Genomic DNA, 13,702 nt, shown 5'->3' with positions numbered 1-13,702 from the left:
TCCTCGAGGTCCGACTCGAGGCGGCCGGATTGTGCAGCCTCTACTTGTAAGTGTCTGAAACTCACAGATCGTTACATCTGGGTCCAAAGTCGATTTGATGGCGGCCAACCCTCATTGCTCCAGCAGGCCGGGCGGCGACCGTGGGCAGGCGGAGGCAGACCGATAGGCACTCGCCTCGACGCGAACGAACGCCGACGGCCTCAGAGCCCTCGGGTGGCGGCATCCCTCCGCTCAGTAGGCTCTCAGCCATGGAAGCGCTGGTCGTCGTGATCCTGGCCGTCGTCGCGATCGCCCTCGCCACGGCCATCGCCCCGAAGGTGCGGATCGCGGGTCCGCTGATCCTCGTCGTGGTCGGAATCGTCGTCGGGCTGATGCCGTTCGTCGAGGTGCCCGAGATCGACCCCGAGTGGATCCTCGTCGGCGTGCTGCCGCCGTTGCTGTACTCGGCGGCGGTCGCGATACCCGCGATCGAGTTCCGCCGCGACTTCGGCGCGATCGCGGGGCTCTCGTTCGTGCTGGTGCTGATCAGCGCCGGCGCGCTGGGGATGCTGTTCCACTGGCTGATCCCGGGCGTAGACATCTTCCTCGGCGTCGCGCTGGGTGCGATCCTGAGCCCCACCGATGCCGTGGCGACCTCGATCGTGAAACGCCTCGGCCTCTCGGGGCGCGTGGTCACGATGCTCGAGGGCGAGAGCCTGCTCAACGACGCCACCGCCCTCGTGCTGATGCGCACGATGGTGGCCTCGGCCGCGTTCGCGGTGTCGAGCGGCACCGCGGGCGACGCCGGGGTCGAAGCCACCGACGCCGCCTTCGGCTTTCTGCCCGCGTTCGCGTGGGGGGTGTTCATCGCGCTCGTCGTCGGCGGCATCGTGGGCTGGCTCAACCTGCGGCTGCGGGCGATGATCCACAACGCCGCCGCCAACACGGCGATCGGGTTCGTCGTGCCGTTCGTCGCCTATCTGCCGACGGAGCATCTCGGCGGCTCGGGCCTCGTCGCCGCCGTCGTCGCGGGCATCGTCACCGGTCAGGGCGCCGCCCGCCGGTTCTCGCCCGAGCAGCGCCGGTCGGACGAGCTGACGTGGCGCACCGTCGAGCTCGTGCTCGAAGGCGCGGTGTTCCTCATCATGGGCTTGGAGCTCAAGCAGATCGTCACCGACAACTTCGCCAAGCACAACGGCCTCGGCACCGGGCTCGGGATCGCGGCGCTGGCGTTCGTGGTCATCATGGTGACCCGCGCCGCGTACGTGTCGCTGCTGGTGTGGCTGCAGAGCCGCCGCGCGACGCGCAAGCAGCAGTCCAAGGCGCGGCTGGAATCGTTCAACGACCGCCTCGACCAGATCGCCGACGGCACGGTCGCCCTTCCGCGCGGCGGTCCGGGCGGGGGTGCGCGCGGCGGCGCCCGCGAGGGCCGCCGCGGCGGGCCGGGCGCCCCCATGGACGAGGAGCGCATGCAGCGGCGCGTGTCGTCGATGCGGCGGCGCGTCACCACCGCGCTGCAGGACATCGACTACTACCAGTCCGAGCCGCTGGGCTGGAAGCACGGCACCGTCATCGTGTGGGCCGGCATGCGCGGTGTCGTCACCCTCGCCGCGGCGCAGACCCTCCCACGCGACACGCCGTCCCGCGAGCTGCTGGTGCTGATCGCCTTCGCGGTCGCCGCGGGCAGCCTCGCGATCCAGGGCTTCACGCTCCCGTGGCTCGTGAAGGCGCTGAAGTTCCCGATCGCCGCCGGCGACGGGGCACTGCAGCGCGAGATCGGCCGCCTGGATGACGAGCTGCGCGTGGCGGCGGCATCCGCTCTTCACGATCCCGAGCTGACGCGCCGCGACGGACGTCCGTTCTCTGCCGAGCTGATGGCGCAGCGCGCGCGCTTCGCGCAGCCGCCTCGCGAAGAGCTGAGCAGCATCGATCCCGCCGAGCTGCTCGAGCTGCGGCTCGCGTCGATCACCGCGATGCGCGCCGCGCTGGAGCAGCTGACCCACGGCGGCGCGTACAGCACCGCCGCGCTGCGGCACGCGCTGGCCGAGCTCGACGCCGACCAGCTCAGCGTCGAGCTGCGCCTGCGCGACGACTGACGTCCGACCGGATGAGACAATGGGTGCCGAGCAAGGGGGCACTCACATGAGCGACACGACACCGACGACACGTCCGGTCCCCACGCCCTCTCCAAGCGCCGCTGGCGCGTCGCTCGGAGCCTCGGGGCGCGTGGGCCCAGCCGTCACGCCAGACACCGCGCCGCTCACGCTTCCGCACACCGCTGCCGAATGCCCGAAGTGCTTCACCGAGATGCAGGGCGACCGCACCTGGTGGCTCGCCCGACCGGCCGGATCCCGGCTGGTCGGACTCGTCATCGCCCGCGACGACATGCCCTCGGTGGTCGAGCAGCGTAACGACCTGACGCGCTTCGGCGTGCCGATCGAGGGGTTCCGCCACCCCGCCCCCGAGACGCTGGAGTCGTGGGAGGAGCGACTGACGCGCCTGTTCGGCCGACTGACCCGCGGTGACGTCGTGGTCGTCGCGAACGTGCACGCCCTCGGCCGCGACATCGACGAAGAGACCCGCACCGTCGCCGAGCTGCACCGCCGCGGCATCGTGGTGAAGGTGGTCAGCCACGGCGGCCGCCACCTCTACGACGCGGGCCGCTGAGCCTCAACCCGTTGGGAGCAGGTCAGTCGTCGGCGAGACCGACGGCGTTGTCGTGCTCGAGGTCGAGGAGCGGCAGGTCGTCGCGCGTGACCATGCGCGCGGCGATCGCGTGCTCCACCAGCCGGACGCGGCGGTTGGTGGCATAGGAGCGCACCCCGCCGCGCAGCCCGGGCACGCCCGCGCGGTCCAGCTTGTCGCACACGTTGTCGAGCTTGCGATTGAAGCGCGTGAGTGTCCAGCCGAGACGCTCGGCGGCCTGCGCCGAGGTCGGCAGCTCGCTCATGCCGGTGCCCTCGCGACGCAGCACCGGTTCGGCCAGCGCGAGGATCATGACGCGCTGACTGTGGGTCATCGGCACATCGCCGATCGTGCTGAGCCCGTCATCGTCGTCGGGGTACGTGGGCTGAGTCTCGCGGAACGTCGGCTCGGCCGCATGGATCGTCAACTCGTACGTCGTGGGGCCGGCGCTGAAGATGACCGTCGTCGCGGCGAACACGAGCGGCAGCCGCGCGCCCGGCGCCAGCCAGGCCTGCACACGGCCGCCGGTGTCGGTCACGGTCGCCGACAGGCGCGTTCCCACGTTCGACAGCAGCCACAGCCCCTCGACGTTGCGGATCGTCAGGAAGTTGCGGTGCAGGAACAGGTTGTCGTCGATCGCGAGATCCCCCTCGCGGCCGACGGTGAACACCTCGCCGGGCGCGACGGAGTACTCCTCGCCGGCGAACTCGACGTTGAGCCGGTCGGTCACAGATCCGGTCATTTCACGCACCCTACGGTCGGCTCCCCCTGATCACGGCCGTTCTCACGCACGAGGCTCACCTCGACGCACGTCTTCCCCGATTCCGCCGCGGGCACCGTGACCTCGGCCTCGTCGACGTACTCGCTCTGCTCGTCCTGATCGTCGACCGACTGGGGAGTGACGAGGAAGCGGTCACCCTCCTGCGGGTCGGGGTTCGTCCACGTGAACGTCACTTTGTCGCCCGACCGCTTGCCGGTGACCTCGGGAACCGCAGGCACGGTGACGCCCACCGGGTCCTGCGCGTTGTGCGAGTCCTCGGTCTCGACGGGCTCCGGCGTCCCGCCCAGCAACCCGGGCAGTGAGACGCCGACGATGATCGCGACGACCACGAGGGCCGCGACCCCGAGCCCGATCCACAGTCCGGTCCGGCGGCGCGGGGATGCGGCATCCACCCCCGCCTCGTCGGCGTGGGGAGCAGTGGCCACCGGAAGCGGCACCGGCGCGCGCATGACGGTCTCGTCGAGCGACGGCGGCGGCGAGAACGCGGAGCCGCGCGCCGTCTCGGCGTACGCCGGCGGCGTCGCGCGCATGACGGTCGCCTCGTCGACCGCGTCGAACACCGGCGGGGTCGCTGCGGTGAAGGCCGGCGGCGCCTGGGCCGTGAAACGCGGCGCGACCGGCGTCGTCGCGGCCGACGGGCGCGTCATCCCCGCTGCGGGGGTGGTCTGCGGGTCGATGCTGACGACGCCGCGCACGCGGGTGAGGCCGTCGTCCTCGTCGTCCTCGATGTCATCGGGCAGCTGATCGTCGAGGATGTCGATCGGCGTGACCGAGTGCGACAGCTCGATCTGCACGGTCTGCAGCGCACGGGCGAACGCGAGCGCGCTCTCGTAGCGGTCGGCAGAGGACTTCGCCGTCGCGCGTTCGAGCACGCGCTGCAGCGAGAGCGGCGCATCGGCGCGGCCGAGCGGCGGCAGCGGCAGCGTCTCGATGCGCGAGATGAGCTCGGCGGCGCTGTTGCGCTGGCCCGGCAGCTCGAACGGCGAACGCCCCGCCAGCAGGGTGTACACGGTGGCACCGAGCGCGTAGACGTCCGAACGGGGGTCGCTGCGCGGCACATCGGCGAACGACTCGGGCGGCGACCACGGGATCGACAGACCCGCGGACTCTGCCGCGGCGGTCGTGGTCGACGCGATGCCGAAGTCCGTCAGCGCCGGACGGTTGTATTCGGTGACCAGGATGTTGGCCGGCTTGATGTCGCGGTGCAGCACGCCCGCGCGGTGCGCGGTCTCGACGGCGGCCGCGACCTGCACGCCGACCCGCAGCGACTCGGCGATCGAGAACGGCTCGCGCCGGTACCGCACCTGCAGGTTCGGCCGGGGGCAGTACTCCATCACGAGGTACGGGCGCCCGTCGCGGGCGACGCCCGCCTGGTAGATCGTCACGATCGCGGGATGCGTCGACAGCATCGCCATGACGTTCGCCTCGGCCGTGAACTCCTCGACCGAGCCGCTCGACATGCGGTCGGTGAGCAGCACCTTCACCGCGACGCGGCGCTTGGGCAGCGCCTGCTCGTACAGGTACACGTCGGCGAAGCCGCCCGAGCCCAGCAGGTCGACGTAGGTGAAGCCCGGAAGGTCGGGCGGTGCCATGGGTGCGCGCTTGGCCATCACGACACCCCCTCGACGGCGACGGTGATCCCGTCGCCGAGGTCGAGCACGTCGCCCGGGATCACGACCGTCGCCTCGCCCGGGTGCAGCCGCACCGGGTCGGAGCCGGCGCGCAGCAGCGTCGTGCCGTTGGTGGTGCGCAGGTCGGTCGCGACGATGCTCTCACCCTCGACGCGCAGTTCGACATGGCTGCGCGAGATGTCCTGCTGGGGGCTGTCGACCGCGACGAGATGCGGCAGGTCGGTGCCGCTCACACGCGTGGAGCGCGGCCTCCGGCCGATCACGACCGTGCGGTCGAGCATCACCACCTGGCCACTCGAGACGCGGATGCGGCCCGGTGCGGGCGGACGCGGCGGAGCGAGCGGCGGCGGTGTCGTCGACGTGGATGCCGCACCGGTGGGCGCAGCGGCAGCACCGGCCCGCATCGCACGCACCTGGGCGAGCGAGATCGTCTCGCCGTCGTGGTCGCCCGCGGGCGGGGACGCGGGTGCGGCCGGACCCGCCGCGCCGCGGATGATCGTGGCCGCCAGCGCCGGGTCTTCGACGGGCGCGATCGGCACCGCTCCTCGCGCCGGCGGGCGCGGCTGCGACAGCGCGGAATCGGTCGGCAGCAGCGTCTCGTCCCCGGCGATGCCGTGCACCGTGCTCGAGTCGATGAGGCCCGCGGCCGGCTCTTCGTCGACGACCGGGATCTCGGCCGTCACCGGCGCGGGCGCCTTCTTCGGCTCCGCGGTCTGTTTCTGCGCATCCCCGTGGGCTGCACCCGCGGATTGCGACTGCGGAGCAGAGTCGCTGATCCGCTCCGCGGTCGGGTTCTGCGGTTCGGCGACCCGGCGGGCCGCATTTCGCGACTGCGCAGCGGAGAGAGTGGATGCTGCATCCGCGACGCTCGCGGCGGTCGCGGGGGCGGCCGCCGAAACGGGGGCGGTCGCGGGAGCGGCCGCCGAAGCGGTGGCGGTCGCGGGAGCGGCCGCCGAAGCGGTGGCGGTGGCGGTGGCGGTGGCGGTGGCGGTGGCGGTGGCGGCATCCCACACGATCTTCGCGGCGAGCACGACGGCGTCCGTCGCGGGGAGCTCGGCGGGATCGGACGAATCCGCCTCGCCCGGCTGCAGCGTCACACGCACGACGCCGGGGACCACGCGCTCGGTCCAGGTGGTCACGCCCGCGCCCGAGATGCGCTCGCCGGCGCCGGCGTCGATATCGAAGGCGAAGTCGCCTCGCACGGCGATGCGCACGGCGTCACCCTCGACGAGGGCCACCGCGAACGAGGGGATCGCCGTCAGCGAGGTGCCGTAGGCGCCGGTGAGCGCCTCGATCACGCCGCCCAGTCCGCGGCCGTCGGCGACCACCGTCCGCACGCGTGCGAGCAACGCCGCAGAAGCCCCGGACTGGAGTGCCGCGAAGCCGCGAGGCGTCACCGCGACGGGCGTCGTCCCGGGCGCGTAGAGCGTCGGCATCAGGATCCTCCAGAGAAGGCCGCCCGGGGGAGGGTGTCGGCGTCGATGTCGAAGTCGGCCTCGACGTCGGCTGCGGGCGCACCTACCGGAACCGTATCGCGATCGTTCGACCGCGCGCTCCGGGTGCGCACGGCGAGCGCGTCGACGACGAGGGCCGTGATGTTGTCGCGGCCGCCGCGCAGCATGGCCTCGTGCACGAGCCGGGTCGCGGCCGCCTGCGGGTCGGTCTCGGCCAGCAGGATGCCGTGGATCGCGTCCTGCTCCAGTTCGCCCGACAGCCCGTCGGAGCAGACCAGGATGCGGTCGCCCTCCTCCGCTGGGATGAGCCAGTAGTCCGCCTCGGAGTCGCTGCCGGCGCCGATCGCGCGCGTGATGACGTTGCGGCGCGAATCGGTGTGCGCCTGGACGGCGTCGAGCTCGCCGGCATCCACCAGCTCCTGGACGAACGAGTGGTCGACGCTCACCTGCTCGAAGATGCCGTCGCTCAGCCGGTAGGTGCGCGAGTCGCCGAGGTTGACGGCGAGCCAGTAGCCGTCGCCGTCCACGTCGGCGACGACGACGCCCGCGAGCGTCGTGCCCGCGCCCGCTCCCCCGCCCGGCGGCAGGGCCGCCACGCGGCGCCGGGCTGTCGCGAGCGCCTCGTGCACCTCGGCCTGCGAGAGGCTCTCGCGCCCGGCGAGCTGCTCGAACACCTCGACGACGGTCGCGCTCGCGATCTCTCCGGCGTTGTGCCCGCCCATGCCGTCGGCGACGAGGAACAGCGGCGCCTGCGCCAGATACGAATCCTCGTTGATGCGGCGGCGCAGACCCGGGTCGGTCGCGGCGCCGAACGCGACCGCGATCGGGACGGACAGCTCGGCCATCATGCCTCTCCCGCCGTCCCTGAGCCCACCATCACCGTGCGGTCGCCGAACTCGAGCCTGTCGCCGGCGCGCAGCGTGGTGCGCACTCCCGCTGCGAGCGGGATGCGCCCGCCGTCGCGCACGAGCACCGTGCCGTTCGTCGAGTGCCGGTCGACGATCCAGGCCGCGGCGGGATCGCCGCCCACCTCGAAGTGCGTCTTCGACAGCGACAGCGTCTCGTCGCGCACCGCGATCGCGACCGCGCCCTCTTCGCCGGCGGGGTTGCGGCCGTACAGCGTGCGGCCGTACACGGCCATGCGGGTGCCGTCGTCCCACGTCAGCACGGCGATCACCGGGGCGTCGGGGTACAGCGCGGCGCGCTGGGCGGGCGGGGCGACGGCCAGTCGCGTCTCGTCGATGTCGTCACCGCCGACGGCAGTGGTGGATCCCGCCCCCGCGGCGGGCGGGACGGACACCGCCGCGGCGGCCGGCGCCGGCACCGGCGTCACGACGGGTGCGAGCACCGGGTGCGCGGCGGCGGGAGCCGGAGCCGGGTAGGGCGCCGGGGCGGGAGCCGCGTAGCCGGACGGAGCGGCGGCGGGAACGGGCGGGGCGGACGGCACGGACGCGGCGGCCGGTTCCGGGACCCCGAGAGCGGCGAGTGCGCCCAGCGGCTCGGTCGTCGTGGCCTCGGGGAACGGGATCGTCATCTCGGGGAAGGCGGCCGGCGGCTTCGCGACCGCGGTGCTCCGTGCTGCTGCGGCGGCGGGAGCCACCGGTGCGGCCGACGAGTGCCACGGCACCTCGGCGATCACGCCCGCCGGCTGCTGCGCGTACACCGCCGCCGGAGGGGTGACCCCCGCCGTCCGGCTGGCGGTGGGCGCCGGCCGCACGGGCGCCGGCGTCGGACGCAGCTCGGTGGCGCCGGCGAGGTCGTCCTCGGCGGCCGACAGCCCGGCCGGGGCCGGCGGCGAGGGCGGCGCGACCGGAGCCAGGGCGGGCGCGGCCGGAGCCATCGGGGCAGCGGGCGGCGTCACCGGCGGCCAGCTGGGCGCCGGCACGGCAGCCCTGGCCGCGCCGGGCTGTGCGACGTACGGGTTGCCCGCCGCGGTGCGCGCCGCCGGGCTCGCGTACGACGTCGGGGACGCGGCATCCCTCGGTCCGGCATCGACGACCACGGCCTTGGCGGCGAGGTCGTGCCAGCCCTGTCGCCGACCGCTCTGGTCGAACAGCGGCGAGAAGTAGCCCACGACGATCGATCCCGCCAGGCCGAAGACGATGTTGCGCCACAGCGCGCGGCCGAAGCCGATGTCGCCGCCGGTCGTCGCATCCCGCAGCCGCAGGCGCAGCAGGCGCTGGCCGATCGAGCCTCGTCCGCCCTGCATCGCCGTGTAGACCAGCATCCACACGAGCATCAGCAGCCCGACCACCAGGTACGCGAGCAGCGCGACGGCCGCCAGCGCGGTGGGCTGCATGCCCTGCGCAGCGCCGACGACGACGCCGGCGCTGACGCCGATCAGGACGCCGGCGATCACGTAGGCGATCGCGAGGTCGATCGCGAACGCCCCCACCCTGCGTCCGAGCGAAGCCGAGACCGTCGTGCGGGACGGACCGGCGCCTGGCGGGCTGCTTGTCATTCGTTCTCCTGTGCGGGGGGTTCGGCGCGTACGGGAGCGCGCCGGGCGTCGGGTTCGCTGCGCGAGGACAGCGCGAAGGGCGTGCCTTCGAGGAGCGTACGCAGGCTCAGGCGCGCGCGCAGGCGGCGCCACACCGAGCGCTTGCGGGCCATGCCCCCGACCAGCTCGTCGACCTCGGCCCAGAACGCGTCGATGTCTGCGGGCGTGGGCTCGGCCGGGCCGAAGACCTCGCTGTCGGCGCGGTGCGCGAGGGTCGCCACGCGCGGCTCCGCGAACGCGGTCGTGAGCACGCCCGCGTCCTCTTGCCGCGTCGCGCCCGGCCGGACCGGTGCGCCGAGGTCGGAGGCGCGGTCGACGAGCTCGTCCCAGCCGCCGCTGATGCGGTCGGCGGCACGCTCGGCCTGTCGCCGGCGCCGACGGCGCGCGGCCTTCAGCACGCCGATCACGATGAACGGCGCGAGCAGCACCGCGAGCACGGTGAGCGCCCCCGTGCCGATCGACACGATCAGCCACAGCAGACCGGCGTCGAAGCCGTCCTCGTCGTCCGAGCCGCGGTCATCGGCCACCGTCGGCGGCAGGTCGACCGGCTCCTGCGGGGGCGGGGGCGGCTGCAGCACCTGCGGCTTCGGGTCGGCCTTCGGCTTGGTCGTCTGGTCGCTCGGCACCTGGTCCTCGGGCGGAGTCGGGTCGAACGGCACCCAGCCGGCCTTGTCGAACGCGACCTCGACCCACGCGTGCAGGTTGTCGCCGTTGGCTGCGAACGGGCCCGTGCCGGCTTCGTCCTCTTCGGGGTAGAAGCCCATCACGACGCGCGCCGGGATGCCCAGCTCGCGCGCCATCAGCGCCATCGCGACCGCGTACTGCTCGTCGTCGCCGACCATCTGCTTGGAGCCGAGCAGCGTCGAGATGCGCTCTGCGCCATGCCCTGCGCGCGACAGCGGCTGGTTCTTCAGCCCGTGGCTGAAGAACCCCTCCTCCGACAGGAACTGCTGCAGCGCCCGCACCTGCTCGATGGGAGTGGATGCCTCGGCGGTCGCCGTCGACGCGACATCGGCGAGGCTGTTCGGCACGCCGTCCTGCTTGGGCAGCGTCACCGGAGCGAACTTCTGCTTCGCGAGCTGCTCGTCGCTCCACGTCTCGGGGATCACGCTCTCGAGGGTGTAGGCGTCGCCCGCGCCGAGACCGGCCGTGACGACTCCGGTCTGGGTGTACTCGTTGTAGTGGGCCGAGCGGCGCAGCTCGTCGGCATCGTCGCCGTCGAACTCGATGCTGCGGACGGCGCCGGCGTCCGGCATCCATACGCTCTCGAGGGCGCCGATCTCGAAGCGCACCGTCGCCTCGTCGCCCTTCGCGTCGGCCGACATGTTCGTGCGCACCTGCGAGAACGCGCCCGAGGAGCCGAGACCCTGGTCGGACACGTTGTAGACCATGCCGTTGTACTCGTCCATGGTCGCCAGGCGCACGCGGGCGTCCTTCGGCAGACCCGTGACCGTGAAGAGGGTGTCATCGGAGTGGTCGCGCACATACGCGCGGAACGACTGCAGCGGGCTCGCGAACTCGTGGATGTCGAACGGCGGGATCACGACGTCGCGCAGCACGTAGCGCGGCGAGGAGGGCGCGGCGAACGCGCTGGTCGTGACGCCCACGACTCCGGCGAGGGCGACGACGCCGGCACCCATCATGATGCGGCGCGTGGTCGCGGAACGGGATGCCGCCCCCTCGCCGACCGCGACGGCGGCGGCCTGCGGGCGCCAGGCCTGGCGCACCGCGATCCACACCACGCTCACCAGGCCGAACACGACGCCCTGCACGACGGGGACGAAGGGCTGCGATGTGCCGAGCGCGATCTCGGCGACGAGGAACGCGCCGGCAGGAAGCAGTGCCCACCCCGCGTTGCGCAGGCGCAGCGCGAACGACGTCGTGAGCACGGCGGCGACCAGAGCGAGCAGGAACGGGACGATCATGTGACCGTCGTCGGCGGCGACCGGGGCGACCGTCGTCAGCAGCTGCTTGAACGACATCACGGCGCCGAGCGCGAGCAGCCCCAGCGTCCGCACGGTGGGCACGACGCCCGCGACGGTCGTCGCCGGCAGCGCGAGAGCACCGCCGAAGAGGAAGTATGCGACCACCGTCGCGCCCGCCAGGGGCAGGACGCCCCAGCGGTACACGCGACCGAGCACCGCCAGGCCCATGCCGAGCGCGAGCCCGCCGAGACCCGCCACCAGGTAGCGCGGCCCGTCGAAGGTCGGCCAGAAGCCGACGATCGGGATCAGCAGCAGCGCTGCGACGGCGACGAGGTCGAGGATCCAGCGCCGCCGCGACAGCGGTTCGGGTGCGGGGGCGGCGGGGCGGACCCGCGCGACGGGCTCGCGCAGAGGGCGGGCCTGGGCCGCGCGCGCGGCGCGCGTCCGCCTCTGCGGCGCGCCGGTCTCGGGGGCGGGAGCGGGGGCGGTCATGCGAGCACCTTCCGCAGCGCGAGGGGGAGCTGCTCGAGCGCGCCCACGGTGATGACGTCCGCCTCGCCGATGCGCCGCAGCGCGGGAGCGGTGCCGGCCGGTGCCACGACGACGGCGAGCGCGCGGGCGCCGAACGGCAGGCGGCTGCAGGCGGTGCGCAGCTCCGCCGGGTCGACCCTGCTTCCGCAGACCAGCACGACGACGCTCGCCAGCGCGAGGGTGGCGGCGACCGAGCCGGCGAGCTCGACGATGCCGCCGGCGCGGGCGCGGGAGTGCTCCAGACCCGACAGCGCGTCGAGGAACTGCTTGCCGGTCGCGGCCGGAAGAGCTCGCTCCTGCACGCGCACCTCGACGCGCTGCGAGTCGCGCAGCGCACGCAGCCCGAGAGAGCCGGCGGCCGAGATCGCGAGCTCGAACTCCTCGTCGTCGCGGTAGTCGGCGGGACTCGTCGACAGGCCGATCACGAAGTGCGAGCGCCGTGTCTCTTCGTACTGCCGCACCATGATGTGCCCGGTGCGGGCGGTGGACTTCCAGTGCACGTGGCGCAGGTCGTCGCCGGCCTGGTACTCGCGCAGCGCGTGGAACGACACGTCGTCGGGCGACAGGTCGGTGGCAGGCAGCCCCTCGAGGTCGCGCAGGAACCCGAGCGACTGCCCGTCGAACAGCACGGTGCGCGGGTGCACGAACAGGTCGACCGGCTCGTCGCGGCGGTGCACGCGCTCGAAGAGGCCGAGCGGGTCGCCGCGCACGACGCTCACCGGGCCGACCTTCACGACGGCGCGACGCGAGGTCGGGATGGCGAACAGCTCCTCGGCCTGCTCGCCGGGAGCCAGGCGCTGCACGTCGAAGACGCCGCGGCCGTTGCCCACCGGCAGCAGCACGCGCGACGGCAGGATCGCGCGGGGGCCGGTGTTGGACAGCATCAGCGCGCCGACCGCGCGCTCGCCCACCACCACCCGCGTGCGGTTGAGGTCGAGCGCCACGTCGTACGCGGTGCGGCCGATGAGGAACAGCAGGCACAGCAGCAGCACGGCGGCGATGACGACGGCCGTCACCGTGAGCTCCCACCAGCCGAGCGACTGCCCGGCGATCCACAGCACGAGCGTGGCAGAGATCAGCACCCAGGCGGCGGGGCGCACGACCCCGAACATGCGGCCGAGCACACGACCGGCAGCGCGCAGCGCGGTCAGCGTCTGCTGACCGAACCCCGCGCGGCGGTCCTGCGCCGCGGTCTGCGTCCCGAGTGCCTCTGTCGCCATCAGGCCGCGGACCTCGCCTGCGGTGCCGCGACGGATTCGAGCACGCGCGCGATGACGGCCTCGGCGGTCGTGCCGCCGAACTCTGCCTCGGGGTCGAGCACGATGCGGTGCGTCCACACCGGGCCGGCCAGCGCCTTGACGTCGTCGGGCAGCACGAAGTGGCGCCCCTGCGCGGCGGCGAAGACCTTCGCGATGCGCACCATCGCGAGCGAGCCGCGCACCGACACACCCAGGCGCGTCGCCTTGTCGTCGCGCGTCGCTTCGGCCAGCTGCGCCGTGTAGCGCAGCACCGCGGGATCGACGTGAACCGTGGCGGCGAGGTCGGCCATGTCGGCGACCGCGCCGGTCGTGATGATCGCCGGCAGGTGCGCCGAGGGGTTGCGGTCGGCCGCGCCCGCGAGGATGCGCTCGGCCACGGCCAGGTCGGGGTAGCCGATGGACGTCTTGACGAGGAACCGGTCGAGCTGCGCCTCGGGCAGCTTGTACGTGCCCGCCTGCTCGATGGGGTTCTGCGTCGCGATCACGAGGAACGGGCGGCCGACCTCGTGCGCGACGCCGTCGACGGTGACCCGGGACTCCTCCATGACCTCCAGCAGCGCCGACTGGGTCTTGGGCGAGGCGCGGTTGATCTCGTCGGCGAGGACGATCGATGCGAACACGGGTCCGCGGTGGAACTCGAACCGCCGCGAGGTCTGGTCGTAGATCGTGACGCCCGTCACGTCGGACGGCAGCAGGTCGGGGGTGAACTGGATGCGCGTGCTCGTGCCCTGCACGGTGGCGGCGAGGGCCTTCGCGAGGCTCGTCTTGCCCGTGCCGGGTGCGTCCTCCAGCAGCACGTGGCCCTCGGCGAGCATCGCCGACAGCACCAACGCGACCACCTCGCGCTTGCCCATGAGGGCCTGGTCGACGTTGTCGACAAGTCGCGCGAAGGTGCCCTGGAACCAGGCCGCCTGTTCAGGGGTCATCGTCATCTGAGTCTCGTTCTCTCGTTGCTTC

At 73.1% G+C, this 13,702-nt stretch carries 10 protein-coding genes; 2 read left to right on the top strand and 8 right to left on the bottom strand.

Translation table 11 applies throughout. The features are described from left to right. Positions 1-248 precede the first annotated feature (248 nt). Both IF188_RS06370 and IF188_RS06365 read left to right on the top strand, forming a co-directional pair. Positions 249-2,075 (top strand): cation:proton antiporter, encoded by a 1,827-nt coding sequence (locus tag IF188_RS06370; protein ID WP_191170948.1) that lies wholly within the window; start codon positions 249-251, stop codon positions 2,073-2,075. A 46-nt stretch (positions 2,076-2,121) separates the two neighbouring features. Then, on the top strand, positions 2,122-2,646 hold the full coding sequence (locus tag IF188_RS06365) for a recombinase family protein (protein WP_396652744.1): 525 nt from the start codon (positions 2,122-2,124) through the stop codon (positions 2,644-2,646). Between the two features lie 22 nt (positions 2,647-2,668). Here the strand turns inward: IF188_RS06365 and IF188_RS06360 are convergent, their stop codons facing one another. The 8 genes from IF188_RS06360 to IF188_RS06325 are packed head-to-tail and all read right to left on the bottom strand — an operon-like array spanning position 2,669 to position 13,677. Beyond that, a complete protein-coding gene (locus IF188_RS06360; protein ID WP_191170946.1) occupies positions 2,669-3,406 on the bottom strand; it encodes a hypothetical protein in 738 nt (245 codons plus the stop codon). Beyond that, positions 3,403-5,055, bottom strand: coding sequence for a serine/threonine-protein kinase (locus tag IF188_RS06355; protein ID WP_191170945.1), 1,653 nt, complete (start codon positions 5,053-5,055; stop codon positions 3,403-3,405). The genes IF188_RS06360 and IF188_RS06355 overlap by 4 nt, the downstream gene beginning before the upstream one ends. Then, the gene (locus IF188_RS06350) at positions 5,055-6,512 is read right to left on the bottom strand and encodes an FHA domain-containing protein (protein WP_191170944.1); all 1,458 of its coding nucleotides are present in this window, start codon (positions 6,510-6,512) and stop codon (positions 5,055-5,057) included. The genes IF188_RS06355 and IF188_RS06350 overlap by 1 nt, the downstream gene beginning before the upstream one ends. Next, a complete protein-coding gene (locus IF188_RS06345; RefSeq protein WP_191170943.1) occupies positions 6,512-7,375 on the bottom strand; it encodes a PP2C family protein-serine/threonine phosphatase in 864 nt (287 codons plus the stop codon). The genes IF188_RS06350 and IF188_RS06345 overlap by 1 nt, the downstream gene beginning before the upstream one ends. Continuing rightward, positions 7,375-8,991 (bottom strand): RDD family protein, encoded by a 1,617-nt coding sequence (locus IF188_RS20345; protein ID WP_191170942.1) that lies wholly within the window; start codon positions 8,989-8,991, stop codon positions 7,375-7,377. Before IF188_RS20345 ends, IF188_RS06345 begins: the two co-directional genes overlap by 1 nt. After that, complete coding sequence (locus IF188_RS06335) at positions 8,988-11,447, bottom strand: transglutaminase-like domain-containing protein (RefSeq protein ID WP_191170941.1); 2,460 nt, start codon at positions 11,445-11,447, stop codon at positions 8,988-8,990. The genes IF188_RS20345 and IF188_RS06335 overlap by 4 nt, the downstream gene beginning before the upstream one ends. After that, entirely contained in the window at positions 11,444-12,706 is a 1,263-nt protein-coding gene (locus IF188_RS06330) for a DUF58 domain-containing protein (RefSeq protein WP_191170940.1), read from the bottom strand. Before IF188_RS06330 ends, IF188_RS06335 begins: the two co-directional genes overlap by 4 nt. Further along, the gene (locus tag IF188_RS06325) at positions 12,706-13,677 is read right to left on the bottom strand and encodes an AAA family ATPase (protein WP_191170939.1); all 972 of its coding nucleotides are present in this window, start codon (positions 13,675-13,677) and stop codon (positions 12,706-12,708) included. The genes IF188_RS06330 and IF188_RS06325 overlap by 1 nt, the downstream gene beginning before the upstream one ends. Positions 13,678-13,702: the final 25 nt, after the last annotated feature.

The organism is Microbacterium helvum, from assembly GCF_014779795.1.
GTDB classification, from domain to species: domain Bacteria; phylum Actinomycetota; class Actinomycetes; order Actinomycetales; family Microbacteriaceae; genus Microbacterium; species Microbacterium helvum.
This window is presented reverse-complemented; position numbering and strand designations above follow the sequence as displayed.